Annotated in this window: 26 protein-coding genes; 14 read left to right on the top strand and 12 right to left on the bottom strand. The window is 64.5% G+C overall.

Annotation, left to right across the window (positions count from 1 at the left end):
- Positions 1 to 5: 5 nt before the first annotated feature.
- A complete protein-coding gene (locus NCS28_RS05820) occupies positions 6 to 497 on the bottom strand; it encodes a glutathione peroxidase (protein WP_250512892.1) in 492 nt (163 codons plus the stop codon).
- Positions 498 to 655: 158 nt separating this feature from the next.
- Here NCS28_RS05820 and NCS28_RS05815 point away from each other — a divergent pair, with 158 nt between their 5' ends.
- Both NCS28_RS05815 and NCS28_RS05810 read left to right on the top strand, forming a co-directional pair.
- Positions 656 to 2,596, top strand: a complete 1,941-nt coding sequence (locus NCS28_RS05815) for an ATP-binding cassette domain-containing protein (protein ID WP_250512891.1) — start codon at positions 656 to 658, stop codon at positions 2,594 to 2,596.
- Between the two features lie 16 nt (positions 2,597 to 2,612).
- Positions 2,613 to 3,638 (top strand): CaiB/BaiF CoA transferase family protein, encoded by a 1,026-nt coding sequence (locus NCS28_RS05810; RefSeq protein WP_250512890.1) that lies wholly within the window; start codon positions 2,613 to 2,615, stop codon positions 3,636 to 3,638.
- A 12-nt stretch (positions 3,639 to 3,650) separates the two neighbouring features.
- Here NCS28_RS05810 and NCS28_RS05805 read toward each other — a convergent pair whose 3' ends face one another.
- The 3 genes from NCS28_RS05805 to alr form a co-directional block, all read right to left on the bottom strand.
- A complete protein-coding gene (locus tag NCS28_RS05805) occupies positions 3,651 to 3,914 on the bottom strand; it encodes a DUF2866 domain-containing protein (RefSeq protein ID WP_250512889.1) in 264 nt (87 codons plus the stop codon).
- A gap of 175 nt (positions 3,915 to 4,089) precedes the next feature.
- Complete coding sequence (gene radA, locus NCS28_RS05800; protein ID WP_250512888.1) at positions 4,090 to 5,475, bottom strand: DNA repair protein RadA; 1,386 nt, start codon at positions 5,473 to 5,475, stop codon at positions 4,090 to 4,092.
- Positions 5,476 to 5,516: 41 nt separating this feature from the next.
- Positions 5,517 to 6,587: an alanine racemase gene (gene alr / locus NCS28_RS05795; protein ID WP_250512887.1), complete on the bottom strand. Its 1,071-nt coding sequence runs from the start codon at positions 6,585 to 6,587 to the stop codon at positions 5,517 to 5,519.
- 281 nt (positions 6,588 to 6,868) lie between these two features.
- Between alr and lplT the strand changes: the two genes are divergently transcribed.
- Genes lplT through thiD form a run of 4 tightly spaced genes read left to right on the top strand, consistent with a single transcriptional unit; the run spans position 6,869 to position 10,497 of the window.
- Positions 6,869 to 8,176, top strand: coding sequence for a lysophospholipid transporter LplT (gene lplT, locus NCS28_RS05790; protein ID WP_250512886.1), 1,308 nt, complete (start codon positions 6,869 to 6,871; stop codon positions 8,174 to 8,176).
- Positions 8,177 to 8,211: 35 nt separating this feature from the next.
- Positions 8,212 to 9,027 carry a hydroxyethylthiazole kinase gene (gene thiM, locus NCS28_RS05785; protein WP_250512885.1) on the top strand — a complete coding sequence of 272 codons (816 nt, stop codon included), beginning with the start codon at positions 8,212 to 8,214 and terminating at the stop codon, positions 9,025 to 9,027.
- Positions 9,028 to 9,029: 2 nt separating this feature from the next.
- Positions 9,030 to 9,677: a thiamine phosphate synthase gene (gene thiE, locus NCS28_RS05780; RefSeq protein WP_250512884.1), complete on the top strand. Its 648-nt coding sequence runs from the start codon at positions 9,030 to 9,032 to the stop codon at positions 9,675 to 9,677.
- 7 nt (positions 9,678 to 9,684) lie between these two features.
- Entirely contained in the window at positions 9,685 to 10,497 is an 813-nt protein-coding gene (thiD, locus tag NCS28_RS05775) for a bifunctional hydroxymethylpyrimidine kinase/phosphomethylpyrimidine kinase (protein WP_250512883.1), read from the top strand.
- On the opposite strand, the gene NCS28_RS05770 is transcribed toward thiD, so the two are convergent.
- From NCS28_RS05770 to tsaB, 4 genes are read right to left on the bottom strand one after another with little or no spacing between them, the layout of a single operon-like run.
- Positions 10,498 to 11,475, bottom strand: coding sequence for a DUF1853 family protein (locus NCS28_RS05770; protein ID WP_250512882.1), 978 nt, complete (start codon positions 11,473 to 11,475; stop codon positions 10,498 to 10,500). It lies immediately after the preceding gene.
- The gene (locus tag NCS28_RS05765) at positions 11,475 to 12,374 is read right to left on the bottom strand and encodes a uracil-DNA glycosylase (protein ID WP_250512881.1); all 900 of its coding nucleotides are present in this window, start codon (positions 12,372 to 12,374) and stop codon (positions 11,475 to 11,477) included. The genes NCS28_RS05770 and NCS28_RS05765 overlap by 1 nt, the downstream gene beginning before the upstream one ends.
- Positions 12,361 to 12,855, bottom strand: a complete 495-nt coding sequence (rimI, locus tag NCS28_RS05760) for a ribosomal protein S18-alanine N-acetyltransferase (RefSeq protein WP_250512880.1) — start codon at positions 12,853 to 12,855, stop codon at positions 12,361 to 12,363. Before rimI ends, NCS28_RS05765 begins: the two co-directional genes overlap by 14 nt.
- Positions 12,852 to 13,631: a tRNA (adenosine(37)-N6)-threonylcarbamoyltransferase complex dimerization subunit type 1 TsaB gene (tsaB, locus tag NCS28_RS05755; protein ID WP_250512879.1), complete on the bottom strand. Its 780-nt coding sequence runs from the start codon at positions 13,629 to 13,631 to the stop codon at positions 12,852 to 12,854. Before tsaB ends, rimI begins: the two co-directional genes overlap by 4 nt.
- A gap of 168 nt (positions 13,632 to 13,799) precedes the next feature.
- On the opposite strand from tsaB, the gene NCS28_RS05750 reads away from it, so the two are divergent.
- The 3 genes from NCS28_RS05750 (at position 13,800) to aceA (ending at position 17,867) form a co-directional block, all read left to right on the top strand.
- Positions 13,800 to 14,069, top strand: a complete 270-nt coding sequence (locus NCS28_RS05750) for an acyl-CoA-binding protein (RefSeq protein WP_250512878.1) — start codon at positions 13,800 to 13,802, stop codon at positions 14,067 to 14,069.
- Between the two features lie 460 nt (positions 14,070 to 14,529).
- Positions 14,530 to 16,164, top strand: coding sequence for a DEAD/DEAH box helicase (locus NCS28_RS05745; RefSeq protein WP_250512877.1), 1,635 nt, complete (start codon positions 14,530 to 14,532; stop codon positions 16,162 to 16,164).
- Between the two features lie 395 nt (positions 16,165 to 16,559).
- Complete coding sequence (gene aceA / locus NCS28_RS05740; RefSeq protein WP_250512876.1) at positions 16,560 to 17,867, top strand: isocitrate lyase; 1,308 nt, start codon at positions 16,560 to 16,562, stop codon at positions 17,865 to 17,867.
- A 124-nt stretch (positions 17,868 to 17,991) separates the two neighbouring features.
- On the opposite strand, the gene NCS28_RS05735 is transcribed toward aceA, so the two are convergent.
- Positions 17,992 to 18,426, bottom strand: a complete 435-nt coding sequence (locus NCS28_RS05735) for a universal stress protein (RefSeq protein ID WP_250512875.1) — start codon at positions 18,424 to 18,426, stop codon at positions 17,992 to 17,994.
- Positions 18,427 to 18,579: 153 nt separating this feature from the next.
- The gene (locus tag NCS28_RS05730; protein ID WP_250512874.1) at positions 18,580 to 19,482 is read right to left on the bottom strand and encodes a LysR family transcriptional regulator; all 903 of its coding nucleotides are present in this window, start codon (positions 19,480 to 19,482) and stop codon (positions 18,580 to 18,582) included.
- A gap of 138 nt (positions 19,483 to 19,620) precedes the next feature.
- Here NCS28_RS05730 and NCS28_RS05725 point away from each other — a divergent pair, with 138 nt between their 5' ends.
- The 3 genes from NCS28_RS05725 to NCS28_RS05715 all read left to right on the top strand — a co-directional run bounded on the left by NCS28_RS05725 (position 19,621) and on the right by NCS28_RS05715 (position 22,513).
- Positions 19,621 to 20,424, top strand: coding sequence for a haloacid dehalogenase type II (locus tag NCS28_RS05725; protein WP_250512873.1), 804 nt, complete (start codon positions 19,621 to 19,623; stop codon positions 20,422 to 20,424).
- A 63-nt stretch (positions 20,425 to 20,487) separates the two neighbouring features.
- Positions 20,488 to 22,098 carry a malate synthase A gene (gene aceB, locus NCS28_RS05720; protein ID WP_250512872.1) on the top strand — a complete coding sequence of 537 codons (1,611 nt, stop codon included), beginning with the start codon at positions 20,488 to 20,490 and terminating at the stop codon, positions 22,096 to 22,098.
- 154 nt (positions 22,099 to 22,252) lie between these two features.
- Entirely contained in the window at positions 22,253 to 22,513 is a 261-nt protein-coding gene (locus tag NCS28_RS05715) for a hypothetical protein (RefSeq protein ID WP_035503563.1), read from the top strand.
- A 15-nt stretch (positions 22,514 to 22,528) separates the two neighbouring features.
- Here NCS28_RS05715 and NCS28_RS05710 read toward each other — a convergent pair whose 3' ends face one another.
- Together NCS28_RS05710 and bamC are read right to left on the bottom strand one after the other, a co-directional pair.
- Complete coding sequence (locus NCS28_RS05710) at positions 22,529 to 22,819, bottom strand: putative quinol monooxygenase (RefSeq protein ID WP_035503481.1); 291 nt, start codon at positions 22,817 to 22,819, stop codon at positions 22,529 to 22,531.
- Between the two features lie 478 nt (positions 22,820 to 23,297).
- Positions 23,298 to 24,518 carry an NlpB/DapX family lipoprotein gene (bamC, locus tag NCS28_RS05705; protein WP_250512871.1) on the bottom strand — a complete coding sequence of 407 codons (1,221 nt, stop codon included), beginning with the start codon at positions 24,516 to 24,518 and terminating at the stop codon, positions 23,298 to 23,300.
- A gap of 418 nt (positions 24,519 to 24,936) precedes the next feature.
- Here bamC and NCS28_RS05700 point away from each other — a divergent pair, with 418 nt between their 5' ends.
- On the top strand, positions 24,937 to 25,398 hold the full coding sequence (locus NCS28_RS05700) for a DUF2844 domain-containing protein (RefSeq protein ID WP_250512870.1): 462 nt from the start codon (positions 24,937 to 24,939) through the stop codon (positions 25,396 to 25,398).
- Positions 25,399 to 25,408: 10 nt separating this feature from the next.
- Entirely contained in the window at positions 25,409 to 26,701 is a 1,293-nt protein-coding gene (locus tag NCS28_RS05695; protein ID WP_250512869.1) for a DUF3443 domain-containing protein, read from the top strand.
- Positions 26,702 to 26,725: the final 24 nt, after the last annotated feature.

Genomic DNA, 26,725 nt, shown 5'->3' with positions numbered 1-26,725 from the left:
GACGCTCAGAGCAGCTTCTCGATGTCGTCGGTGATCGACTCCGGCTTCGTCTGCGGCGCGTAACGCTTGACGACATTCCCTCTCCGGTCGACCAGGAACTTCGTGAAGTTCCACTTGATCGCCTCGATCCCGAGCAAACCGGGCTCCTTGTCCTTCAGATACTTGTAAAGCGGATGCGCGTTCGCGCCGTTCACGTCGATCTTGGCGAACATCGGAAACGTGACGCCGTAGTTCTTCTCGCAGAAAGCGCCAATCTGCCCGGCGTCGCCCGGTTCCTGCTTGCCGAACTGGTTGCACGGAAAACCAAGCACCTCGAAACCGCGCGACGCAAAGTGCTGGTAGACCTCCTGCAAACCTTTGTACTGCGGGGTGAAACCGCATTCGCTCGCCGTATTCACGATGAGCAGCACTTTGTCGCGGTAGGTGTCGAGACCGACGGTCGCGCCGTCGAGTGTTTCGGCCGAGAAGCCGTAGATGCCTTCGTTGGCTGCGCTCATGGCGTGCTCCGCGAAATGAAACCGGTGAGTGAAAGGCGATGCTAACCCGGCGCGCGTTCATCCGCCATCGGCCGAACGGACGACCCCTGCCCCGCAACCGGTCCGGTCTAAAATAGCGCTTTCCCTCAAAGCCGCGCCCTTTTCGCCGCCCTCTCTACGTGATCCGTTTCAACCAGTTCAGCCTGTCCCGCGGCACCAAGCCGCTCTTCGAAGACACGAGCTTCACGCTCAATCCGGGCGAGAAAGCCGGTCTCGTCGGCGCGAACGGCGCGGGCAAGTCCACGCTCTTCTCCGTGCTGCGCGGCGAGCTGCACGCGGACGGCGGCGATTTCTCGATGCCGCCGTCGTGGCGCATCGCGCATGTCGCGCAGGAAACGCCCGCGGTAGACCGCAGCGCGCTCGATTACACGCTCGATGGCGACACGCATCTGCGCGCGATCGAGGCGCGCATCGCGGCGGCCTCCGCCGCCCACGAGGGCGCCACCGAAGCCGAAGCCCACGCCGCCTTCGCGGACGCAGACGGTTACACCGCGCCCGCGCGCGCCGAAACGCTTCTGCTGGGCCTCGGTTTCACACTCGACCAGACGCGCGAGCCGGTGTCGAGCTTTTCAGGCGGCTGGCGCATGCGGCTGAATCTCGCGCAGGCGCTGATGTGCCCGTCCGACCTGCTGCTCCTCGACGAACCGACCAACCACCTCGACCTCGACGCCATCGTCTGGCTAGAAGACTGGCTCGGCCGCTATCCGGGTACGCTCGTCGTCATTTCGCACGATCGCGAGTTTCTCGATTCGGTCTGCAATGTCACGCTTCATCTGGAAAATCGCCAGGTGAAGCGTTACGGCGGCAATTACAGCCAGTTCGAAGTGCTGCGCGCGCAGCAGATCGCGCTGCAACAGAGCGCGTATGAAAAGCAGCAGAGAACCGTCGCGCATCTGCAGAGCTTCATCGACCGCTTCAAGGCGAAGGCGACCAAGGCGAAGCAGGCGCAAAGCCGCGTGAAGGCGCTGGAGAAGATGGAGCTGATCGCGCCCGCGCATGCGAGTTCGCCCTTCACGTTCGAGTTCCGCGAGCCCGATGCCGCGCCGAATCCGATGATGGTCATGGAGAGCGTGCGCTGCGGCTATCACAACGACGCGGGGGGCGAGATTCCGATCGTCGAGGGCGTGACGCTATCGATCCAGAACGGCCAGCGCATCGGCTTGCTCGGTGCGAACGGTCAGGGCAAGTCGACGCTCATCAAGACGCTCGCGCAGACGCTCGACCCGCTTTCCGGCGGTGTCCGGCAAGGCAAAGGCCTGAAAATCGGCTATTTCGCGCAGCATCAGCTCGAGACGCTGCGCCCCGACGATTCGGCGCTTCAACATCTCGCGCGCCTCGCACCCGACACGCGCGAGCAGGAACTGCGCGATTTCCTCGGCAGCTTCAACTTCTCCGGCGACATGGCGACCGCGAAAATCGCGCCCTTCTCGGGCGGCGAGAAGGCGCGGCTCGCGCTCGCACTCATCATCTGGCAGAAGCCGAATCTGCTCTTGCTCGACGAGCCGACCAACCACCTCGACCTCGAAACGCGCCACGCGCTGACGATGGCGCTCGCGCAGTTCGAGGGCACGCTGATTCTCGTGTCGCACGACCGGCATCTGCTGCGCGCGACGACCGATACCTTCATGCTCGTCGCGAAACATCGCCTGAGCCCGTTCGACGGCGATCTCGACGATTACCGCGACTGGCTCCTGCAACACGCCGCCGAGACGCGCGCGGCGGCCAAGGAAACGGGCGGCGTGGCGTCGGGCGATGTGCAGGACAACGGGCTCAATCGCAAGGAACAGCGTCGGCAGGAAGCGCAGGAGCGGCAGAAGCTCGCGCATCTAAAGAGGCCGCTGCAGTCGCGCATCGCGAAGATCGAGAAGGAGATGGAAAAGCTCAACACGGAGAAGTCGCAGCTCGATGCGTTCGTCGCCGATCCGGCCAGCTACGAAGCCGCGATGAAGGCGAAGCTCACCGAGACGATCCGCCGTCAGGGCGAAGTGAATGCCCGCCTCGAAACGCTCGAAATGGAGTGGCTCGAAGCGCACGAGGAATTGGAGCAAATCGGCTCATAACCGGAGATCGACGATCTTGACGCCTTCTCTCACCGGCCTGCGCGTGCTCGATCTGACGCGGCTGCTTCCCGGCCCCGTCGCCACCTTGCGGCTCGCTGAACTCGGCGCCGACGTGCTCAAGATCGAGCCGCCGGGCGAAGGCGATTACGCGCGCACGATGCTGCAAACCGACGCCGACCGGCGAACCGGCACGCCGAGCGCGTTCTATCGCATCGTCAATCGCGGCAAGCGGCAGCTCACGCTCGATCTCAAGACGGACGAAGGCCGCGCGAAGCTGATCGAACTCGCGCGCGACGCGGATGTGCTGGTCGAAAGCTTCCGTCCTTCGGTGATGGCACGGCTGGGCGTCGGCTACGACGTATTGCGCGAGGCGAATCCGAAGCTCATCTATTGCGCGATCACGGGTTTCGGCAGCGACGGCCCGTTCGCGCAAAAGGCCGGTCACGATCTGAATTACATCGCTTATGCGGGCGTGCTCGATCAGCTCGCGACGCGCGACGGCACGCCCGTCGCACCGAACTTTCAGCTGGCGGATCTGCTCGGCGGGGCGCTTTCGGCCGTCATGGAAATACTCGCGGCGGCGTGGCAGGTCGCGCGTGGCGGCGAAGGGCGTTGCCTGAATGTGTCAATGACCCACGCGACGCACGCGCACAACGTGATGGCGCATATCGCGCTCGCCAACACGAACGAAGGATCGACGCGCGCCGGCGCGGGCCTGCTGAACGGCGGCGCGCCCTGTTACGACGTGTATCGCACGCGCGATGACCGCTTCGTCGCGGTCGGCGCGCTGGAGCTGAAATTTTGGCAGACCTTGTGCGAAGCGCTCGGCTGCCCCGATTGGGCGAGGCGGCACTGGAGCCTCGGCCAGGCGATAGGCGGCGCGGACGCGGCGGAATTGTCGGCGCAGCTTGCCGCGCGCTTTCGCGAACGCACCCGCGACGAATGGATGACGCTGCTTGAGCCGCTCGACTGCTGCGTCGCGCCCGTGCTCACGCCCGCCGAAGCTGCGGTGCATCCGCTCTTTCGCGGCTACGAAAGCTGAAATGCGCAAAGGCTAGCGCCGGGGCAAGACCTGGCGCGGCTGGTGCTCGTCGTCGACGAGTACGTGCTTGCGCCCCGTCACATGCTGGCGAATGGTCGCGACGACCTCGTCCTCGGTGATATCGGCCGCAACGACGCGGCGCGAGATCTGCCCTTGCTCGTCGATCCATTCGACGATCCGGCAGCCGCTTCCCCAAGGCTGCTGAAGCGGCGCGGAGACGCGGCAGCCGCGCAGATGGAACGCGGGCTGCGGCCGGGTTGATTTGACGTGTTTCAATGCGTGGTCCTCTCGATCCTTCGGGCCACTTCGCTTCTTGCGCTGCTCTTAGTGAAGTTGGCCGCGAACTTACCCCAATGAGGTAGCTCCGTAAGGATAGAAAAACCGCGCGTCGCTTGGGTTACATTGCGCAACCGTATTCTTACGCCCCGTTACGAAGGGTCCGATCAGCCCGTCATTCGAGATCGCGAACCCGGTCGATGGCTTCCTCGATGCGGTCCACCGCGATCACCTTCAGACCGTCGATCGCCTGCTTCGGCGCGTTCGCCTTCGGAATCAGCGCCATCGAGAAACCGAGCTTGGCGGCTTCCTTCAGACGGTCCTGACCGCGCGGCGAAGGCCGAATCTCCCCCGCCAGCCCCACTTCGCCGAACGTGATGAGGCCCTTGGGCAGCGGCTTGTTGCGCATCGACGAGTGAATGGCGAGCAGCACGGCCAGATCGGCGGCGGGCTCGGTGATCTTCACGCCGCCGACCGCGTTCAGGAACACGTCCTGATCGAAACACGCGATGCCCGCGTGCCTGTGCAGCACGGCCAGCAGCAGCGCCAGCCGGTTCTGCTCCAGACCGACCGCGAGCCGGCGCGGATTGGGCACGTGCGCGGTATCGACCAGCGCCTGCACTTCGACGAGAAGCGGCCGCGAGCCTTCCTGCGTCACGAGGACGCACGAACCCGGCACGCTCTGCTCGTGTTGCGAAAGGAACAGCGCCGACGGATTCGCGACGCCGCGCAAGCCCTTTTCCGTCATCGCGAAAACGCCGAGTTCGTTGACCGCGCCGAATCGGTTCTTGAACGCGCGCACGAGCCTGAACGACGAATGCGTGTCGCCCTCGAAATACAGCACGGTATCGACGATATGTTCGAGCACGCGCGGCCCCGCGAGACTGCCCTCCTTCGTCACGTGGCCGACCATGATGATCGACGTGCCCGTCTGCTTGGCGATGCGCGTCAGTTGCGCCGCGCACTCGCGCACCTGCGCGACCGAGCCGGGCGCAGACGTCAGCGCCTCCGAATAGATGGTCTGGATGGAGTCGATCACGGCGACTTCGGGCCGTTGCTCGTCGATGGTCGCCTGGATCTTTTCAAGCTGGATTTCCGCCAGCAGCCCAAGATCGCCCGCCGCGCTCGCTTCGCCGATCAACCCGAGCCGCTGCGCGCGCAATGCGATCTGCGCGCCGGATTCCTCGCCGCTCACATAGAGCGCAGGCCGTTCGCGCGCAATCTCGGCGAGCGATTGCAACAGCAGCGTAGATTTGCCGATGCCTGGATCGCCGCCGATCAGCACCACGCCGCCCGGAACCAGCCCGCCGCCCAGAACGCGGTCGAATTCGCCGACACCGGTCGTGAAACGCGGCACGTCGGACGCCTCGATATCGGCGAGCTTTCGCACCGGCGAACTCTTCGCGAGCGCCTGAAAGCGATGCGCCGATGCCGCCTGCTCCACCGATTCCACCAGCGTATTCCACGCCCCGCACGCGGCGCACTGGCCGGTCCATTTCGGCGACTGTCCGCCGCATTCGCTACACGTATAGAGCGTTTTTGCTTTTGCTGCTTTCGCCACACAGAGCCTTGATTCGAATTGCGTTATCGGTGCTGAAAGACTTACTCCGCGCGCACCGGGACGCGCTGCGCGATCGCGCACATGAGTTCATAGCCGATGGTGCCCGCCGCGCTGGCGACGTCATCGATCAGCAGATTGGCGCCCCACAGTTCGACGCGCGAGCCGATGCCCGCGTTCGGGCACGGCGTGAGATCGACGGTCAGCATGTCCATCGACACGCGTCCGACGAGCTTCGTCCTCACGCCATCGACGATCACGGGGGTGCCTTCCGGCGCCACGCGCGGGTAGCCGTCCGCATAGCCGCACGCGACCACGCCGACGCGCATTGGCGCGCCCGCCGTGAAAGTCGAGCCGTAACCGATGCTGCTTCCCGCGCTGACCGTCTGCACGGCGATCAGTTCGGACTGGAAGGTCATCGCGGGCTTGAGCCCCGTATCGGCGATATCGGCGGTGAGGCCCGAGGGCGACGCGCCGTACAGCATGATGCCCGGCCGCACCCAGTCGACATGCGCGTCCGGGTGCCACAGCACGGCCGCCGAGTTCGCCAGGCTGCGCGCGCCCGCAATGCCTTCCGCGCCGCGCTCGAACGCTTCCAGTTGATGCGCGATACCGCGCGGGCCGTCGGCATCGGAAAAATGGGTCATGAGCGTGATCTGGCCGACGCCCTGCACGGCGCGCGCCCGCTCCCACGCGGCACGGAACTTTTCCGGCGTGTAGCCGAGGCGGTTCATGCCGCTGTTCATCTTCAACTGAATGTTGATGGGCTTGGAGAGGCGCGCCATTTCCAGCATGCGCAACTGCTCGTCGCAGTGCACCGCCGTGGTGAGGCTGTAGCGGTCGATCACGTCGATGTCCGTCGGCCGGAAAAAGCCCTCGAGCAAAAGAATCGGCCCCGCCCAGCCCAATTCACGCAACTTCGCGGCTTCTTCGAGGTCGAGAAGGCCAAAGCCGTCCGTCGCGCGCAATCCGGGGAACGCCCGGGCGAGTCCGTGGCCATACGCATTGGCCTTGACGACAGCCCAGATCTTGGATTTCGGCGCGTACTTGCGTGCAATGGCGAGGTTGTTGGCGAGTGCGGCGGTGTGGATCGTTGCAGAAAGGGGGCGAGGCATGAGCGTTTGGTGGAATTGCAGTGAGTGCGTTCTAAAAGGTGAGCATACGTCAGCGGGACGCGTCGCGCTGCTCCGACCGGGACGCCTTGCGAATCAGTATCTTATGAGGAATCTCAGGCACGAACGTGTCATTTCTCGCGCGATCGAGATTACTGCTAGTCAGAATGCGCCTATTTTCGTGTTATAAAGCCGTGCGCACAACCCATTTCGAAAGGCATAAGCCCGCGTGCACGACAGGCGCTCGGGGCGGATCACCCGCAGTGAGGAAAGCTTCGGATCAGATGAAAAAAGGTTTTTACACCATCATGGCCGCGCAGTTTTTCTCATCGCTGGCCGACAACGCTCTACTGATCGCTGCCATCGCACTGCTGAAAGACCTTCACGCCCCGAACTGGATGACGCCGCTGCTCAAGCTGTTCTTCGTCCTGTCGTATGTGATTCTCGCGGCTTTCGTCGGCGCTTTCGCGGATTCCAGGCCCAAGGGCCGCGTGATGTTCGTGACCAATTCGATCAAGGTCGTCGGCTGTCTGACGATGCTCTTCGGCGCGCATCCGCTGCTTGCCTACGGCATCGTCGGGTTCGGCGCCGCCGCCTACTCGCCTGCGAAATACGGCATTCTCACCGAACTCCTTCCGGCCGACCGGCTCGTCGCCGCGAACGGCTGGATCGAAGGCACGACCGTCGGCTCGATCATCCTCGGCACGGTGATGGGCGGCGCGCTCATCAGCCCGCATATCGCGAGCCATTTGCTGTCGCTGAATATCCCGCGCATCCACACGCCCGCCGAGGCCGCGATGCTCGTCATCGTGTTGATGTACGTGGTCGCCGCGATGTTCAACCTGCGCATCCCCGACACCGGCGCGCGCTATCCGAAGCAGGAGACGCGGCCGCTCAAGCTCATCACCGATTTCGCCGACTGTTTCATCGTGCTGTGGCGCGACAAGCTCGGCCAGATTTCGCTCGCAGTCACCACGCTTTTCTGGGGCGCGGGCGCGACGCTGCAGTTCATCGTACTGAAATGGGCCGAAGTGTCGCTCGGCATGACGCTCTCCCAAGCTGCGATCCTGCAGGCGGTGATCGCGGTCGGCGTCGCGGCGGGCGCGGTGCTCGCGGCCGCGCGCGTGCCGCTCAAACGCTCGCTGAGCGTGCTGCCCGTCGGCATCGTCATGGGCCTCGCCGTCATGCTGATGGCGTTCTACACGCGCCACCTCTTTCCCGCGCACTGGGGCATCTACTTCGGCAAGATGCACTTCCCGGGCTATCTGCTGGTCGCGTATCTGTTCCTGATGATCGTCGGCGGCCTGTCGGGCTTCTTCGTCGTGCCGATGAACGCATTGCTCCAGCATCGCGGCCACGTGCTGCTTTCCGCTGGGCATTCCATCGCCGTGCAGAACTTCAACGAGAATCTCTCGGTGCTCGTCATGCTGTGCCTTTACGCGGTGCTCGTGTGGCTCGACATGCCGATCCAGTTCGTCATCGTGCTGTTCGGCTCGTTCGTCTGCCTGATGATGTACTTCGTGATGCGGCGGCATCAGGCCAATCAGCGCGCGTTCGATTCGGTCGCGCTGATCGGTGAAGCGCGGCACTGACGCGCCGCGCGCTTTCGTTTCGATCGACTCTCATCATGCTCGCCGCCGACCTCTTCCCGTTCGTCGATCGCGTGCGCAAACGCGCGCCGCTCGTGCACTGCCTGACGAATCTCGTCGTCACCAACTTCACCGCGAACGTGCTGCTCGCGATCGGCGCCGCCCCGGCGATGGTCGTCGCGCGCGAGGAAGTCGGCGAGTTCGCGCCGATAGCCAATGCGCTGTCGGTCAACCTCGGCACGCTCGACGTGCCGCAGAGCCGCGCGATCCGCGCCGCCGTCGATGCCGCCAACGGCGCAGGAAAACCGTGGGTGCTCGACCCGGTCGCGGTCGGCCCGCTTGCGTTTCGCACCGAGTTCGCGCTCGATCTGCTCGAATCGAAGCCCGCCGTGATTCGCGGCAACGCGTCTGAGGTCATCAGCCTGTCGGGGGGAGCGGCAAGCGGACGCGGCGTCGACAGCACCGCCGCCACCGACGCCGCGCTCGATGCCGCGCAGGTCCTCGCGCTGAAGACGCATGCGGTCGTCGCGGTGACGGGCGAGACCGATTACGTGACCGATGGCCGCCGCGTGATCGCGCTGTCGAACGGCACGCCGTTGATGACGCGCGTGACGGGCGTCGGCTGCGCGCTCTCCGCGACGGTCGCGGCGTTCGTCGGCACGGCGTCGGATCGCGACGAGTTCTGGGCCGCGACCGTCGCCGCGATCGCGTATTCGACCATTGCGGGCGAACTCGCCGCGCGCGACGCCGCCCTGCCCGGCAGCTTCGCCGTCGCGTATCTCGACCGGCTCGCATCGCTCGACGCCGAAGCGTTCGAGAAAACGCTCGTGCAGCGCGACATCGTCGCCGGCTGATCATGCGCGCTTCGTTCGATCTCTCGCTCTATCTCGTGCTCGATCCCGTGCAGTGCGGCGGCCACGATGCCGCGATCGCCGTCGCGCGCGCCGCGCTCGAAGGCGGCGCGACCATCGTGCAGCTTCGCGCGCCCGAATGGCACAAGCGCGCGTGGTTCGATCTCGCGCGCGCGTTGTTGCCGATCACGCGTGCGCACGGCGTGCCGTTCGTCATCAACGATCATGTCGATGTCGCGCTGGCCATCGGCGCCGATGGCGTGCATATCGGGCAACGCGATCTCCCCGCCGATGCCGCGCGGCGCTTGCTCGGGCCGGATGCGCTGATCGGTCTGTCGGTGTCGAATCTCGACGAAACCGCGGACGCGGAAAAGCTCGCGGGCGTCGTCGACTATTTGGGCGCGGGTCCGGTGTACGCGACGCCGACCAAAACCGACGCCTCCGCGCCATGCGGCATCGACGGCCTCGCCGAAATTTGCGCAGCCACGCGCTTGCCGACCGTCGCGATCGGCGGCATCCAGGCGCATAACGCCGCCGACGTGATGCGCGCGAAACCCGCCGGCCTCGCCGTGGTCTCGGCCATCTGCAAGGCCGCCGACCCGCGCGAAGCAGCCGCGGCATTGCGCGCGACTATCGTGCGCGCCCGAACCTGATCCCGATATGTCCGCAACGAAACCCATTCCCAACGTGCTCACGATCGCAGGCTCCGACTCGGGCGGCGGCGCGGGCATCCAGGCCGATCTGAAGGCGTTCTCCGCACTCGGCGCGTACGGCGCGAGCGTCATCACGGCGCTCACCGCGCAGAACACGCGCGGCGTCACGGCGGTTCATGCGCCGGAACCGGCGTTCGTCACCGCGCAGCTCGACGCAGTGTTCGACGACATCCGCATCGATGCCGTGAAGATCGGCATGCTGGCGAACGCGGGCATCGTGCGCGCGGTCGCCGATGCGCTGAAGCGTCATCGGCCGAAGCATGTGGTGCTCGATACCGTGATGATTTCGAAGAGCAATCACGCGCTGCTCGCGGCGGATGCGGTCGCCGCGCTGCGCGACGAATTGCTGCCGCTCGCGACGCTCGTCACGCCGAATCTGCCCGAAGCGGCGGCGCTGCTCGGCGTCGAAAGCGCCGTCGATGAAGACGCAATGGTCCGTCAGGGCGAAGCGTTGTGCACGCTCGGCGCGCAGGCCGTGCTGATGAAAGGCGGCCATCTCGCGTCGTCCGATAGTCCCGACTGGCTCATCGAGGCGAGCGGGTCGCTCAGGCTCGGCGGCGCGCGCGTGCCGCTCAAGAATACGCACGGAACGGGTTGCACGCTGTCATCGGCGATCGCGGCATTGATTGCGCAAACCGACGATCTCGCGAGCGCGACGGCCGAAGCGAAGCGCTATCTGACCGGCGCGATCGAGGCGAGCGTGCGGCTCGACGTCGGTCATGGCGTCGGGCCGGTGCATCACTTTTATCGCTGGTGGTGATCAGGGCGGCGCGGCGGCGAATGCGCGCGCACGCTCGGGCCAGTCGTCCGGCACGATGAAACCGCGCGATTCCTCGATCCATTGCCCGGCGGCGTCGCGCGCATAGGCGGCGATCATCGTCGGCGCGGCGGTCGTTTCCAGACGGGTGCGGATCGCATCCGATTCCGCGATCAGCGCCGCGGCGGCGGTCGCATCGAGTCGCCGCGACGCGAGCCATGCCATGCGCGGCTGCACGACCCACGCGCGTGCATCGTCCGATACGTTCGCCCGCGCCTCGCGCCATTCCGACGCCGTCAGCCACCATCCGCGCAAATGACTCGCGCCGATCTCGCGCGCCGGCTCGACGTGGCCGTCTCCAACGCCGTGATAGAAGAGCCGCCCCTTGATGAACAACTGCGCGCGCCACGGCCCTTCGAAGCCGAGCGCGGCGAATTCCGGGCGCGAGGTCAAAGCAAGCTGATGCGTGACGAGCCGCGCGTGCTTCAGATCGAAGCGGTCCTGGAGATTCGGTCCTACATAGTCGGACAGACGCACGGCGCAAGCTGCATCGGCGTCACCGATATGCAGGTAGAACTTCACCGCCAGTTCCCAATGCAGCCGGACGCCGTTGGCCGATTCGAGCAGAAAATCGCATTCGCCGATGGTGCGCCGCTGGCGCCGCAACGGCACGTTCGCCGCGACGAGGCGCGCCGCGGGACCGTGCGAGAGGAAGAATCGGATGAGGCTCTCGGCGTAGATGCCGAGACGCGTGAACTTGGGATCGCGTGCGTGATCGTGAAGCGGCTGCGGCGCGGCATCGAGCGTCGCGAGCCAATCGAGCGTCGCGTCACGCTCTTGCGGCGAGGCGAGCGGATGCGCCAGAGGCACGTCGCCCTCGCGCAGCAGATCAGGCGCGAAAAGCAGCCACGCGAGATCGCGGACCGTGACGTCGTCGAAACGATCGACGAGTCGCGTGAGCTCGCTCGTCCGCATGGCCATCAGATGCCGCCCTTCTGCGCTCCTTGCTCGACGCCGAGCGCGGCGAGCGCCTCGCGATACGTGTTACGTGCGAGACAAAGATCCGCCCACGCCTTCGACTTGTCCTGAAGACTGCGCAACAGATAAGCCGGGTGATACGTGACGATGACCGGCACGCCGCGATACGCGTGCACGCGCCCGCGCATCGACGCGATGCTGGCCTCGTTCTTCAGGAGACTTTGCGCGGCGAAGCGCCCCATCGCGACGATGACCTTCGGCTTCACGAGCTCGACCTGCCGTTGCAGATACGGCTCGCAGCGCGCGACTTCATCGAGCTCGGGATTTCGGTTGCCGGGCGGGCGGCACTTGATTACGTTGGCGATATAGACGTTCGACTGCCGCGACAGCGTGAGCGCGCGCAGCATGTTGTCGAGCAGCTTGCCGGCCTGGCCGACGAACGGCTCGCCCTGCTTGTCCTCGTTCTCGCCCGGCGCTTCGCCGATCAGCATCCAGTCCGCTTCGCGATCCCCGACACCGAAGACCGTGTTCGTGCGGCGCTCGCACAGCCGGCAGCGCTCGCAGTTCGCGACGCGTTCGGCGAGCGCATCCCAGTCGAGCATGTGGACGTCGCTCGGCGCTTCGACGGCGGCAGCTTCGGCGTGGACGGGTGCGTCGTCGGTCCAGGGAAGATCGTCGTAGGCATCGAGGGGCAGTGCGTCGGATTCCGGCTGCACGCCGGGCGACGGCGGCCCGGCGGGCTTCGGCTCCTGCCGTATTTCTACAGGCGCGGGCGCTTCCGGCTCCGGCGCGGCGGACTCAACGGACTCAACGCGCTCAACGGGCGCCACGGACACGGCACCCCGCCGCACCCAGACCGGCCCGATTCCCAGTTCCTCAATCAGCGATTCATCGAGCGCCATGCGCACTCTCCTTCGTGAACGACAGACGCATGACGATTGCGTCCTCGCGCGAACGATGCCGCGCGGGGTAATAGTTCTTGCGGCGTCCGATGGCCGTGAAGCCGAAGCGCTCGTATAGCTGGATCGCGCGCGGATTGGACGGACGCACTTCGAGCAGCACGCCTTCGAGCTTCTCCGTGCGCGTGATGCGCACCGCTTCGCGCAGCAGCGTGAGTCCCGCGCCCGCGCGCTGCGCCGCCGGCGCGACGCACAGGTTGAGCAGATGCATCTCGTCGACTACAGGCATCAGCACGCAATAACCGATCAGTGTGCCGGTCACATGGCGCAGGCACACGCCGTAATAGCCATTGCGCAGCGAATCCTGAAAATTCCCGCGGCTCCAGGGAAACTCGTAGGCGAGCTTTTCGACCGCGGCGACTTCGTCGAGGTCGGCTTCGGTCATCGGCGTGAGATACCGATCGGCCAGCAGCACCCCGCTCACCGAAGCGCCTCCTCGCGAGCCTGCATGCGCTCCGCCGTTGTCTGGGCGACCTTGTCCCGCACGTATTCCGGCGCGGCGTGCTCGGGCGCGACGGTACGACCAGCCCGAAAGGCACGCAAGCCGATCAGCGCGACCGGCAACGCGTGCGGCAACGCCTCACGATCGACACGAGCGGCGGCGGCCACCGCGGGCAGGCGATCGCCGAACGCCGCCGCCGCATTGCCGGCGAGCGCGAACGGCACGTCCGGCAGCGGCAGCGCGCCGGGCGCATCGAGCGCGGCGGCGTGCAGCGTGCGCCATTCGCCGGCGACGGGATCGAATTCGAAGTCGGCCCAGTACACCTCGTCCATGCGGGCATCGAGCGCGGCGAGCACACGCGGCGGGATCGACGGATCATTCAGCCGCGCGCTTTCAGCGCAAGCGAGCAGCGTGCTCACTGGCACGACCGGCACGCTCAAGCCGAACGCCAGCCCTTGCGCGACGCCCGTCGCGGTGCGCAGGCCGGTGAACGAACCGGGGCCCGCACCGAATGCAATCGCGGCGCAATCGGCGAGCGCGAGGCCGGCGTCATCGAATAGCTCGCGCACGGCGGGCAAAAGGCGTGTGCTCGAAACTGCGCCGGTCGCCTCGTGACGGAACCAGACGCGGGTGTCGCCGTTTTCGTACTGGGGGACTGCGGCGGATCGAATGGGGGCGGAAGCGGTGTCGGCGAGCAGGAGCGCGACGGAGCAAAACTCTGTCGACGTATCGAGGGCGAGCAAAACGGTGCGTGTCATAGCCGGTATTGTAATGCGGGACATGCGCCGCATTCGCGCCATCCGCGCAGGCGGCGCGATCCGGATCGCGTCTGGAAGACGTCCTCGGTTGGAGGAAAGCCTCGACCTGTCTCGCCCGCCTCGCTTGCTAAGATCGTCCGGTCCTATCTCGATAAGAACGGAGAACGCATGACCGACATCGATCAGCAATTCGCTACCGCCCAGACCGACGTGACCCGATTGCCCGAGCGCCCCGGCAATCTGACGCTGTTGCGTCTCTACGCGCTGTTCAAGCAGGCGAGCGTCGGCGATGTGCAAGGCGACAAGCCGGGTTTCACGGACATCGCCGGAAAATACAAATACGAAGCGTGGGCCGCGCTCGAAGGCACGCCCGCCGACGATGCGAAAGCGCGCTACGTGGAACTCGTCGAGTCGCTCAAGCGAGGCGAAGCGGTCTGACGCGAATGCGAACGAGATCCCGCGCCATCGATGCCCGACGGTGGCGCGGTCATGCTTCAAAATGTGGCGCGGTGCAGCAAAGTCAGATATACTAGCGGCCAGCGCTCGACTGCGGGTTGCCTGCTTTTCGGCAAAGCCTCGCGCAGCAAGGCGCTTCGTAGCGTTTCGCCCCAATCCAGTTTAGAAACTGTCCCCTCCCTGCTAGGCCGTTGCGCGGTTTTATTGCGCGCAGTATGTTTCGCGGCCCGTCATGCATCAGGCTGACGTCAGCGCCCGTCGTTCATGTTCGAACGATCGAGCCTGTCGTATCCGATACAGCTTCTAACAAAACATGCTCGCCGCACGTTCGCGCGAGCAGCCCCCGTTTTTCGATTTGCTCGCTGTTTCTTCGCTCGCTGAATCCAACGACTTGGGTATGCCGATTGGCGCCGACGCCTTATTCCTCGTTTCAAGGATCGACATGACTTCGAGCTTCACCGCTAGCCCGTTGGACAATCTCGCAGCAAACATTGGCATCACCCCCACGGTCGACACCCCGGCCACCGACGCCCCCGCCGACAAGCCCGCCGGCCCCTCTTTCGAATCGCTCGGCCTGTGCGCCGACATCGTGTCCGCGCTGACCGCCGCTGGCTATCAGAGCCCGACGCCCGTTCAGCAGCGCGCGATTCCCGCCGCGCTCGCCGGCCGCGACCTGCTCGTATCGAGCCCGACCGGTTCGGGCAAGACGGCGGCATTCATGCTGCCGGCCATCGAAAAATTCTCGCAACTGCAAAAGCAGGAAGCGCAGCAACCGCGCGAGCCGCGTGATCCGAACGCTCGCAGCCGCCGTCCGCAGCCGGTCGCGCGTCCGCGCCTGCTCGTGCTCACGCCGACCCGCGAACTCGCGATGCAGGTTTCCACCGCCGCGACCACGTACGGCAAGCACCTGCGCCGTCTGCGCACCGTCAGCATTCTCGGCGGCGTCGCTTATGGCCAGCAATTGATGCTGCTCGCGAAGAACCCCGAGATTCTCGTGGCGACGCCGGGACGTCTGATCGATCACCTCGAACGCGGCCGCATCGATCTGTCGAGCCTCAACATGCTCGTGCTGGACGAAGCCGACCGCATGCTCGACATGGGCTTCATCGAAGACATCGAGCGGATCGTCGATGCGACGCCGGCTTCGCGCCAGACGCTGCTTTTCTCCGCGACCATCGACAGCAAGATCACGTCGCTGACCGGTCGTCTGCTGAAGGACCCCGAGCGTATCGAGATCGTGCAGAAGCTCGAAGCGAACGGCAATATCGCGCAGGCCGTGCATTATGTGGATGATCGCGATCACAAGGATCGTCTGCTCGACCATCTGTTGCGCGACTCCGGTCTCGATCAGGCGATTGTCTTCACGGCGACGAAGAGCGATGCCGATCTCATCGCCAATCGTCTCGCCGACGCGGGCTTCGAATCCGCCGCGCTGCACGGCGATCTGCCGCAAGGCGCGCGCAATCGCACCATCCGTGCGCTGCGCGAGCGCCGTGTGCGCGTGCTGGTCGCGACCGACGTCGCGGCGCGTGGCATCGACATTCCTGGCATCACGCACGTCTTCAACTACGACCTGCCGAAGTTCGCGGAAGACTACGTGCACCGTATCGGCCGTACCGGTCGTGCCGGTCGTAGCGGCACGGCGGTGAGCCTCGTGCATTACGCCGAAATGGGCGCGCTGAAGCGCATTGAGCGCTTCGTGCGCACGCCGCTGCCGGTGAACGTCGTCGTCGGCTTCGAGCCGCGCAAGGCACCGCCGAAGGGCGGTTTCGGCGGCGGCCGCGGCCGTCCGGGCGGCAACGGCGGCGGCGGTCGTCGCTTCGGCGGTAACGCTGGTACCGGCGGCAGCGGTCGTGGCTACGGTGCGGGCAACGCCGGCGGCTACGGCAACAAGTCGAACGCGGGTTCGCGCGACGGCGGTGGCTATCGTGGCGGCAACAGCGACGGCGGTTATCGCGGCGGCAACAGCGATGGCGGCTATCACGGCGGTAACCGTGGCGAAGGTGGCTTCGGCTCGCGCGACGGCTACAGCGCACGCCGCAACGACGGCCCGCGCGCTCCGCGCCGCGGCAGCTAAGCAACTTAAGGAAGCGGATTCGAACGCCGCTTCCCAAGTCCGGAAAAGAACCGATGCTTCGCGCATCGGTTTTTTTTCGTCCCGTCGTCATATTTCACGATGTGCAATGGTCTTTTGCGTCGCAAAAGATGTGCTGCGCGGCACAAACTAACTCGTTGCAAGATAGAAAACATCATTCCGCTATACGATATTCAAAAAATATCCCATTGAATCATAACGATAAAAATAATCTATAAATCTCGTCCCGAGGGGTGTTTCGCAGGGCCTCATTTGCCTAGACTCTTATATAAGAGTTGAGCAAACGCAGGCTGCCGGATCAGGCGCATCGGAGCTCAAGTCGTTCAGGAACATCGATTCAACATTCGTCGTTCAGTCCAATCTCAGGAGAAACCGCTATGACCTCACGCCAACAACAAGCTCAGCAACTCCAGCAGCAGTGGGAAACCGATCCGCGCTGGAAAGGCATCAAGCGCGGCTACTCGGCGGATGACGTCGTGCGTCTGCGTGGCTCGGTGCAGCAGGAGCACACGCTCGCACGCCACGGCGCGGAAAGGCTGTGGGCGTCGATTCACGAAGAGCCGTTCGTCAACGCGCTCGGCGCCCTGACCGGCAATCAGGCGATGCAGCAAGTCAAGGCCGGCCTCAAGGCGATCTATCTGTCGGGCTGGCAGGTGGCTGGTGACGCCAACGTCGCGGGCGAAATGTATCCGGACCAGTCGCTGTATCCGGCGAATTCGGTGCCTCTGGTTGTTAAGCGCATCAACAACACGCTCACGCGTGCCGATCAGATTCAATGGTCCGAAGGCAAGAATCCGGGCGATGAAGGCTATATCGACTACTTTGCGCCGATCGTGGCCGATGCCGAAGCGGGCTTCGGCGGCGTGCTCAACGCGTTCGAACTGATGAAGGCGATGATCGAAGCCGGCGCCGCGGGCGTGCACTTCGAAGATCAGCTGGCGTCGGTCAAGAAGTGCGGCCACATGGGCGGCAAGGTGCTCGTGCCGACGCGCGAGAACGTTGCGAAGCTGTCGGCGGCACGTCTGGCCGCGGACGTGTGCGGCGTGCCGACGCTGCTCATCGCGCGCACCGATGCCGAAGCCGCCGATCTCGTCACGTCCGACATCGACGAGAACGACAAGCCGTTCCTGACCGGCGAGCGCACCGTGGAAGGCTTCTTCCGCACCAAGCCGGGCCTCGAACAGGCGGTGTCGCGCGGCCTCGCCTACGCGCCTTACGCGGACCTCGTGTGGTGCGAAACCGGCAAGCCGGATCTCGAATATGCGAAGAAGTTCGCCGAGGCGATCCACAAGCAGTTCCCGGACAAGATGCTGTCGTACAACTGCTCGCCGTCGTTCAACTGGAAGAAGAATCTGGACGACGCGACCATCGCCAAATTCCAGCGCGAGCTCGGCGCGATGGGCTACAAGTTCCAGTTCATCACGCTCGCGGGCTTCCACGCGCTGAACTACTCGATGTTCAACCTCGCGCACGGCTACGCCCGTTCGCAGATGAGCGCGTTCGTCGAGTTGCAGCAGGCCGAATTCGCCGCCGCCGACAAGGGCTTCACGGCGGTGAAGCATCAGCGCGAAGTGGGCACGGGCTACTTCGACGCCGTGACGCAGACGGTCGAGAAGGAATCATCGACGACCGCGCTGCACGGTTCGACCGAAGACGAGCAGTTCTTCGACAAGAAGGTCGCGTAATCACGCGTCAGACAGGGTGAATCAGGGAGAGCGGTGAAAAGAAGCGGCGGCCGTGGCGCACGCAGTATCGCGCGACGGCCGCCGTTCAAACGAAAGCGCATCGCGTGCGCTTTCGTTTGAGACATCAGCGGTACACGATGACCGGAATTGTCGTATGCGTCAGCACGCGCTGCGTTTCGCTGCCTATTAGCAAGCTTCCCAGCCCACGGCGTCCGTGCGATGCCATCAGAATCACGTCGCAGCCATTTTGCTCCGCCGCCTCGATGATGCCGATATACGGCGCGGCATCGATGCTCGTCACGCTCGCGCAGGGCACGCCGGCGCTCTCGGCGGCCCGCTCGACGGCGCGCAGATGCTCGCGCGCTTCGTTCTCGGCGCGCGCGTGGAAGTCGTCGGGCGGCTCGACGGCGACATCGGCGAAAGGCGAATACGGATATTGAGGCAGGCACGCATAAGCCGTGATGCGCGCGCCAACGGATTGCGCGAGATCGATCGCGCCGTCGATGGCCTTTTGCGATAGCTCGGAGCCGTCGGTCGGCACGAGGATGTGTTTGAACATGGCGTCCCCCGTCACGTGTAAGTGCGTGGTTCTATTGTAGTAACGCGGACTGACGCGGAGAAAATTTCGATGAAAGCGCGCGGCGAAGTGCCGCTTCGAACCGTCACTCACTGCGCCCGCATAGGAATCCGAAATTTCCGCCGATGCGCGGATTCAGCCCCAATACCCTGGCGCGTTATACGTATGCTTGAGCAGATCGAGAAACAAGCGCACCCGCAACGGCAAATGCCGTCTCTGCGGAAACACTGCATGAATGCCGATCGGCGGCGCGGCGAACGCATCGAGCACGCTCACGAGACGCCCCGCGCCAATGTCCTCGCCCACTTCCCACCAGGACCGCCACGCGAGACCACGGCCTTCGAGACACCATTCGTGCAGCACCGCGCCGTCCGAGCACTCCATCGTGCCGGAAACCTTGATCGTCACGACTTTGCCGTCCTGCTCGAAGACCCAGCCACGCTGCTGATTCGCCGACGCACCGAGCGCGAGGCAATTGTGATGGGCGAGCGCGGCGAGATCGGCGGGCTTGCCGCGCCGCGCGAGATAGTCCGGCGATGCGACACACACGCGCCGGTTCTCCCCGAGCTTCAGCGACACGAGCGACGAATCCGGCAGTTCGCCCAGTCGCACCGCGCAGTCGAAGCCTTCGTTGACGAGGTCGACCATGCGGTCGGTCAGATCGAGACTGACGGACACATCCGGATGCAGGGTCGTGAATTTTGGCACGAGCGACGCGACGTGACGCCGCCCGAAGCCCGCCGGCGCCGATACGCGCAAATGCCCGCTGGCCTTCACGCCGCCCGCCGATACGCTCGCCTCCGCGTTCTGCATGTCGTTGATGATGCGCTGGCAGTCCTCGAGAAACGCCGAGCCTTCGAAAGTGAGCGTGATCTTGCGCGTCGTACGCACGAGCAGCTTCACCCCGAGCCGTTCTTCGAGCGCGTCGAGCCTGCGTCCGATAACAGCCGGCGCGATGCCCTCCGCCTGCGCCGCCGCCGACAGGCTGCCCTTCGCCGCGACCGAGGCAAAAGTTTCTATCTGTTTGAATCGATCCATGCGTGTTCGTCGTTAATTAAGCTTCGCACGCCCAGATTAGTTAAGTAAAAGTAAAAGATCAAGTGATGTTGCGGTGCTTTTTCCATCACTTAGATCACGAATAGAATCGGTTCCGACCTCTAAACGGAGCGCACGGCTATGTCGGCCATAACGACACCCGCATCGTCCATCGAATCTTCCCGGCTTCCCCGAGCAGTCATCTTCGATGCTTACGGCACGCTCTTCGACGTCCATTCGGTCGTCGCAGCCGCCGAGCAGCTTTTTCCCGGCCACGGCGATGCTCTCTCGAAGCTCTGGCGTCGCAAACAGATCGAATACACGCAGTTGCGCACGCTCGCCGATCCGTCGGGGGCGCACTACGAGCCGTTCTGGAAAATCACGATCGACGCGCTGCGCCACGCCGCCGCGCGCCTGAAGCTCGCCGACGCGCTGACGAGCGCCGCCGAAAAGCGGCTGATGGACGAATACGCGTGCCTCTCCGCATTTCCCGACACCGTACCCGCGCTCAAATCGTTGCGCGATGGCCTCGCCATTCCCCTCGCGATTCTGTCGAACGGCAATCCGCCGATGCTCGACATCGCGGTGAAAAGCGCCGGGATGAGCGGGCTTTTCGATCACGTGTTGTCGGCCGATTCCGCGCGCGCCTACAAGCCCGCCGCCGCCGCGTACGCGCTCGGGACGCGCGCCTTCGACGCCGCCGCGCGCGACATCGTGTTCGTGTCGAGCAACGGCTGGAACGTCGCGGGCGCGACATGGTTCGGCTACACGACGTTCTGGATCGACCGCGCCGCGCTACCCTTCGAGGAACTGGGCGTCACGGCGCACGGCAGCGGCCGCGGTATGGCCGAACTCGTCGCTTTCATCGAAGGCGGCTTTGCGCGCGCGGCCACCGCAACGCGCGGCCGCAAGACAGGCAACGCGCGCCGGCCGCCCGGCATCTAGGCGCCTTTTCATCGATTCAAACACACCACTCGCAAAACCGTCTGACCGACCAAGGAGAAAACCATGACGCATCCATCGAATCCGCTTTCGCTTCCGAAAGGCATGGAAATCTCAGCCGATATCAAGCCCGGCTACGAGACCATCCTCACGCCCGAGGCGCTGGCGTTCGTCGCCTCGCTGCATCGCCAGTTCGAGCCGCGCCGCCAGCAACTGCTCGCGGCGCGCGTCGAGCGCACCAAACGTCTCGATGCGGGCGAACGCCCCGGCTTCCTCGAAGAAACGAAGTCGATCCGCGAGGGCGATTGGAAAGTCGCGCCGCTGCCAAAGGACCTGCAACGCCGGCGCGTCGAGATCACCGGTCCGGTCGAGCGCAAGATGATCATCAACGCGCTCAACTCCGGCGCGGATTCGTACATGACCGACTTCGAGGATTCGAACGCGCCGAGCTGGGACAACCAGATCGTCGGCCAGATCAACCTGAAGGAAGCGGTGCGCCGCACGATCTCGCTGGAGCAGAACGGCAAGTCGTACAAGCTCAACGACACGATCGCGACGCTGATCGTGCGCCCGCGCGGCTGGCATCTCGATGAAAAGCACGTGAGCGTCGACGGGCAGCGCGTGTCGGGCGGGATCTTCGATTTCGCGCTCTTCCTCTTCCACAACGCGAAGGAACTGGTCGCGCGCGGCAGCGGCCCCTACTTCTATCTGCCGAAGATGGAAAGCCATCTCGAAGCGCGCCTGTGGAACGACGTCTTCATCGCGGCGCAGGAAGGCGTCGGCATCCCGCGCGGCACGATTCGGGCGACCGTGCTCGTCGAAACGATACTTGCCGCCTTCGAGATGGACGAGATCCTGTACGAACTGCGCGAGCATAGCTCCGGGCTGAATGCGGGCCGCTGGGATTACATCTTCTCGGCGATCAAGAAGTTCAAGAACGACACGGACTTCTGCCTCGCCGACCGCGCGAAGATCACGATGACCTCGCCGTTCATGCGCGCCTACGCGCTCGAATTGCTGAAGACCTGCCACAAGCGCAACGCGCCGGCGATCGGCGGCATGTCGGCGCTGATTCCGATCAAGAACGATCCGGCGGCGAACGACAAGGCGATGGGCGGTGTGCGCTCCGACAAGGCCCGCGACGCGACCGACGGCTACGACGGCGGCTGGGTCGCGCATCCGGGACTCGTGCCGGTGGCAATGGAAGAGTTCGTGAAGGTGCTCGGCGACAAGCCGAACCAGATCGAGAAGCAGCGCACCGATGTGCAGGTCACCGCGCACGATCTGCTCGACTTCCGCCCGGAAGAGCCGATCACCGAAGCGGGCTTGCGCAACAACGTGAACGTCGGCGTCCACTATCTCGGTTCGTGGCTCGCGGGCAATGGCTGCGTGCCGATCCACAATCTGATGGAAGACGCCGCGACCGCGGAGATTTCGCGCTCGCAAGTGTGGCAATGGATCCGCTCGCCGAAGGGCAAGCTCGACGACGGCCGCAAGGTCACGGCCGCGATGGTGCGCGAGATCACCATCGACGAACTGGAGAAGGTGAAGCAGGCTGTCGGCGCGTCGGGTGCCGACACGAAGCCGTACGAACGCGCCGCGAAGATCTTCGAGGAGATGTCGACATCGGCGGAATTCACCGAGTTTCTGACGCTGCCGCTGTACGAGGAAATCTGAGCATCCAGCGTGTTCTGACGCACGAGCGGAAAAACGGCCCCAGGGCCGTTTTTCCGTTTGGCGTGCCTCATGGATCGAGCACCGCGTGTGCTACATTGCGCATCGTCTTTTCAACGATTCAACCGTGGAGCGCACTCAGCGTGCGAACGACAGCATGAGCAATATCCAGCTCGATATCGAATGGACCGAAGCGGCATCGCGCAAGATCGAAAAACTGATGCCGCGCAACGTGAACAAGGACTCGTATCTGGCGCTGCCGCCCGTCGAATGTCTACCGATGGAAGGCGACGTGCTCTTCCTCGGGCCGAGCGGCAAACAGCAGCCGTTCATCGTCGCGGAGCGCCAGTATCACCACGACGGCGACGCCGACTGGACCATCATCCTGATCCTCGACGTGCCGCACGAGACGCACTGAAGACGGTTTCGACCGTCAGACGATCTTGCTCGCGACGCGGACCTCGCCGTGCTCGTACAGATCCGGCGCTTTGGCGCGAAACGCCTGAATATGCGCCGATTCGCCGTGCTTCGCTAGCGCGGCTTCGCTCTCCCAGCGTTCGACGAAAATGAAGCGCCGCGGCTCCTTGATGTCGCGGTGCAAATCGTATTGCAGCGCGCCCGGTTCTTTGCGCGTCGGCTCGACGTTGGCTTCGAGCACTTGCCTCAGTTCCTCTTCCTTGCCCGGCTTGGCGACGAAAATAGCGACGACGGCAACTTCCGACATGAGTGTTCTCCTGTTTTCGATGAAACGATGAAAGCACGAGCATAAACGCGCGCAGCCGACATCGCCGAAAACACCAAAGAGCGTGTCTAAAGAAAAAGCCCGCGTTCCAAGCGAAACGCGGGCAAAAACCGTCGCCCTACGAGGATAGGCGACGGGGCCATCGGGGTTCGCGTGTAGCGAACCAATCGTCTGTTTGTCCGGTGCGGCGCACCTGATCGGCGCGCTTTGGAAGCGCTTCGGGCGGGTGAATTACGTCATTGATGCAATGTACTGTCCACCCGTTCATTTCTATAAGCTTTTGCGCACATTTCCGAATAGAAAGAATTGTCTGCGCAATTCCTCGGCGACGCTCGCATTTCTGTGCACGCTGACGAAATCGTTTGCGCGGGCGGCGCGGCGATGAGCGCGTAAAAAAACGCCTCGCGTGAACGAGGCGTTTTTGCGTGCGATTTTGCGTGCGACGAAGTGAAGAAACGGTTCAGCTGATCTGGTCGGCGAGCAACGCCATGATCTGGCGCGCCTGCGGGGACGCATCGACATTTCCCTTGTCGTCGACAATCGCTATGCGCGTTTGCTGCTCGGTGACGGCGCGCACGTTGACCTGATACTGCTTCGCCTTCATTTCCTTGCGGCCGTGGAACACCTGGCTCCAGAAGCCCTGCTCCGCCGATGTCTTGTCCGTCGGATCGACATAGCGCACGTAGTAGACGCCCTTGCTGCGGTCGCGATCGTCCACCGTGAAGTTGGCGCGATCGAGCGCGATGCCCACGCGCAGCCATGCGCGGTCATACGCTTCCGGCAACGTCAGTTGCGACGACGAGGCCTCGGGCACGACTTCGTTGCGGATCGGCGAATTGCCCGCGTTCGCGACGTTCTGCGCCGCAACGGACGCGGCCTTCGCGTCGCCGCCCTTCCCGGCTTGCGCGCTCGCTGCACCGGCTGCACCTGCCGCGGCCGGCGTGTCGAGCGGCGTCGCGCCGCCTGCGGCGGTGCGTTGATCGGCCATCGCGAGCGAGGACATCAGGCGCTTGAGATATTCGTTTTCGAGCGCCGGATCGTTCGGACGCGCCTGCCACTGGCTCGAATCGTTGTTCACGCCGGTCAGCGCCTCACGCATGCCCTTCTGGCTGATGAACACGTAAGTGCCGCCGCTCGGCGCCGTCTCGAGGCGCGTGCGGTACTTGTTGCGTTCGGCCGTGACATACGAATTGCCGGTTGCCTTGGCGAGCGTGTCGCGGATCAGGCCGTCCGAAATCTGCGGATGCGTTTCGTTCCAGTCCGTTTCCATCACGCCCTTGTCGCGCTGATCGACGACGAGCAGAAAGCCCTGCTCCTGCCAGAAGCGGCGGATCTGCGGCCAGACCTGTTCAGGCGTCTTGCCGTCGACGACGAGCCAGCGCTCGGTTCCGTCGCGTTGTATGTGCATGCCCGAGACCGGCGGGACCACCGTGGGCGCGTTCGGTGCGACTTTCTGGACTTGTTGAAGCTCGGAGAGCGATGCCTGCCCGCCCTGCGGCGGCAGCGAGCGCTGGTCGACCGCTTCGTCGAGCAGATTCGGCGGAACGGCGAGAGACACCTGTTTGGAACGCTGATCGCTCTTGTAGTTGAATGCGTTGGGATTGGTGCTGCCGCATCCCGCCACGATTCCGGCCACCGCGAAAAGCGCAGCCATGCGCTTGGTCACACGAAAATCTGTCATTTGGAGAAATCCTTCCGCTACGCCACGGGCGTTCTTCCGTGGATCAACCCAGCATTTTACCGGTCCGACGCTGCGCCGTGAAAAAAAGAGGTCCGGTCGGCCTCCGGCGAGCGCGTGCAGCGTGCGCATTTTGCCTATTGCTCGGTGTCGCAGAATGCGGATTGAAAGCAGCCAAATTGCGCGTTTGCATTTTGTATTTAAGACGCTCCGCATCGAATTGACAATTTATGACAATCACGAAAATCAGGAATTCGGTCTCTCGCTGTGTGCAACCTGCTGATTCATAGGCGGATTCATCGCTAGAACGACGGGAATCGATCGCTTTGCCACGTGCCTTCCTCCGTATCGTTTTGCTGGGCTCTACATCTAAAATCCCATCTCAAAAAACAAGAAGAGTCCTAAATAACGGAGAAAATACATGAGAAAGATCAGAATTCCTCACTACGTGATCGCAGGCTTGGCGATCATCACGATCGGCGCGACGGCGACGGCTCACGCGCAACTCGGCGCGACCGGGCGCGCGGCCGGTGCGTCGGAAGGCGATGTCGTGCATCAGGCGCAGGGCGGCCTCGTGCAATATCGCGAAACGACGGACCAGCAAGGCATCGTCGTGCGTGAATATGTCGACACGAGCGGTGCGGTGTACGGCGTCTCCTGGCGCGGCCCGGCGATGCCGGACATCGGCGCGCTACTTGGCGCGCACTTCGAGACGTTCAGGCAAGGCGCGAATGCGTCGGTCGGCGATGCCGGTCTGCATGCGACGCGCGTCGCGCAGGGCGATCTCGTCGTCGAAAATCGCGTGCGGCTACGCGAATTCAGCGGACGCGCATGGCTCGCGAGCGGCCTGCCGGCGGGCGTGACATCGACCGACATTCAGTGAGAGGCCGACGATGAACACACGCGCCCTCCTCTCGATGCCCCTCTTCGCGCTCTGCGCCCTGCTTCACGCATGCGGCGGAGGCGGAGGCTCGAACGAAAGTTCCGCCGCGCCGCCCCCGCAAGCGAGCGCGCCCGCAACCGCGAGCGCGGCGGCCACGGCCAGCGCCGCCACGCCCGCGAGCGCCCCATCGTCGGCCGCCGCGGACACGACCGTGCCGCAATCGACGACGCCCAACGTCCAGACGATCCGCGTCGCCAGCAACTCCACCAACACGCGCAACATTCTGCAAACCAGCGTGACGATCTGCGTGCCCGGCACGAGCACCTGTCAGACGATCGACAACATTCAGGTCGATACCGGGTCGCATGGCCTGCGCATCCTGGCCTCCGCGCTCAGTCCGTCGATTGCGCTGCCGCTGGTCGCGGGCAGCAATCAAAGCGCGGTCGTCGCGGAATGCGCGGTGTTCGGTTCGGGCTATACCTGGGGCGCGGTGCGCACGGCCGACGTGCGGCTCGCCGGCCAGGTCGCGCGCTCGACCTCCGTCCAGCTGATCGCCGACAGCGCCGCGCCCACGACCGCGCAGGACTGCACCCAGTCCGGCCTGCCGATGCTCTCCGCGTCGTCCTTGCGCGCGAACGGCATTCTCGGCGTCGGGCCCTTCAGCGCCGACTGCGGCGCGGGATGTGCGGTCACCGCGATGCCGCGCTGGTACTACAGCTGCGTCTCGGCCAACTGCGTCGCGAGTACGCTGGCGGTCGCGCAGCAGGTGACGAATCCGGTCGCGAACTTCGCCAGCGACAACAACGGCGTGCTGATCGAGCTTCCCGACGTGCCCGACAACGGCGCGGCGACCGTGACCGGCACGATGACTTTCGGCATCGGCTCGCAGTCGAACAATCTGCTCGGCCAGGCGACGGTGCTCAAGTCGAACTCGCTGTCGGGCTATGTCACGACGGATTTCGGCGGCAGCCAGTATGCGTCGAGCTTCATCGACAGCGGATCGAACGGCGTCTTCTTCCCTTCGACGACGCTCGCCAAATGCGGCGTGTGGTATTGCCCGTCGACACCGCAGACGATCGCGGCGACCATCCGCTCGCCGAGCGGCGCGCAGAGCGCGGTGAGCTTCACCATCGCGCAATCGACGGCGTTGTTCGGGACGGGCAACTTCGCCTTCGACAACCTCGCCGGGTCGGCCAGCGGCTACTTCGACTGGGGCTTGCCGTTCTTCTACGGACGCCGCGTGTTCACCGCGCTCGCCGGACGCGCGACGCCCGCGGGACCAGGACCGTATTACGCGTTCTGAGTCCAGAAGCGAAAAAGCCGTCTC

It is taken from the genome of Caballeronia sp. INDeC2 (assembly GCF_023631325.1).
In the GTDB taxonomy this organism is placed as follows: Bacteria; Pseudomonadota; Gammaproteobacteria; order Burkholderiales; family Burkholderiaceae; genus Caballeronia.
The sequence above is the reverse complement of the archived record's forward strand: the minus strand, read 5'-3'. Positions and strand labels throughout refer to the sequence as shown.

Excerpts from the sequence above, each read along its gene's own strand:
- NCS28_RS05820 (WP_250512892.1), bottom strand. The coding sequence starts at position 497 with ATGAGCGCAGCCAACGAAGGCATCTACGGCTTCTCGGCCGAAACACTC.
- alr (WP_250512887.1), bottom strand. The coding sequence starts at position 6,587 with ATGCCTCGCCCCCTTTCTGCAACGATCCACACCGCCGCACTCGCCAAC.
- lplT (WP_250512886.1), top strand. The coding sequence starts at position 6,869 with ATGAAAAAAGGTTTTTACACCATCATGGCCGCGCAGTTTTTCTCATCG.
- thiM (WP_250512885.1), top strand. The coding sequence starts at position 8,212 with ATGCTCGCCGCCGACCTCTTCCCGTTCGTCGATCGCGTGCGCAAACGC.
- thiE (WP_250512884.1), top strand. The coding sequence starts at position 9,030 with ATGCGCGCTTCGTTCGATCTCTCGCTCTATCTCGTGCTCGATCCCGTG.
- thiD (WP_250512883.1), top strand. The coding sequence starts at position 9,685 with ATGTCCGCAACGAAACCCATTCCCAACGTGCTCACGATCGCAGGCTCC.
- NCS28_RS05770 (WP_250512882.1), bottom strand. The coding sequence starts at position 11,475 with ATGGCCATGCGGACGAGCGAGCTCACGCGACTCGTCGATCGTTTCGAC.
- NCS28_RS05765 (WP_250512881.1), bottom strand. The coding sequence starts at position 12,374 with ATGGCGCTCGATGAATCGCTGATTGAGGAACTGGGAATCGGGCCGGTC.
- tsaB (WP_250512879.1), bottom strand. The coding sequence starts at position 13,631 with ATGACACGCACCGTTTTGCTCGCCCTCGATACGTCGACAGAGTTTTGC.
- NCS28_RS05750 (WP_250512878.1), top strand. The coding sequence starts at position 13,800 with ATGACCGACATCGATCAGCAATTCGCTACCGCCCAGACCGACGTGACC.
- NCS28_RS05745 (WP_250512877.1), top strand. The coding sequence starts at position 14,530 with ATGACTTCGAGCTTCACCGCTAGCCCGTTGGACAATCTCGCAGCAAAC.
- aceA (WP_250512876.1), top strand. The coding sequence starts at position 16,560 with ATGACCTCACGCCAACAACAAGCTCAGCAACTCCAGCAGCAGTGGGAA.
- NCS28_RS05735 (WP_250512875.1), bottom strand. The coding sequence starts at position 18,426 with ATGTTCAAACACATCCTCGTGCCGACCGACGGCTCCGAGCTATCGCAA.
- NCS28_RS05730 (WP_250512874.1), bottom strand. The coding sequence starts at position 19,482 with ATGGATCGATTCAAACAGATAGAAACTTTTGCCTCGGTCGCGGCGAAG.
- NCS28_RS05725 (WP_250512873.1), top strand. The coding sequence starts at position 19,621 with ATGTCGGCCATAACGACACCCGCATCGTCCATCGAATCTTCCCGGCTT.
- aceB (WP_250512872.1), top strand. The coding sequence starts at position 20,488 with ATGACGCATCCATCGAATCCGCTTTCGCTTCCGAAAGGCATGGAAATC.
- NCS28_RS05715 (WP_035503563.1), top strand. The coding sequence starts at position 22,253 with ATGAGCAATATCCAGCTCGATATCGAATGGACCGAAGCGGCATCGCGC.
- NCS28_RS05710 (WP_035503481.1), bottom strand. The coding sequence starts at position 22,819 with ATGTCGGAAGTTGCCGTCGTCGCTATTTTCGTCGCCAAGCCGGGCAAG.
- bamC (WP_250512871.1), bottom strand. The coding sequence starts at position 24,518 with ATGACAGATTTTCGTGTGACCAAGCGCATGGCTGCGCTTTTCGCGGTG.
- NCS28_RS05700 (WP_250512870.1), top strand. The coding sequence starts at position 24,937 with ATGAGAAAGATCAGAATTCCTCACTACGTGATCGCAGGCTTGGCGATC.
- NCS28_RS05695 (WP_250512869.1), top strand. The coding sequence starts at position 25,409 with ATGAACACACGCGCCCTCCTCTCGATGCCCCTCTTCGCGCTCTGCGCC.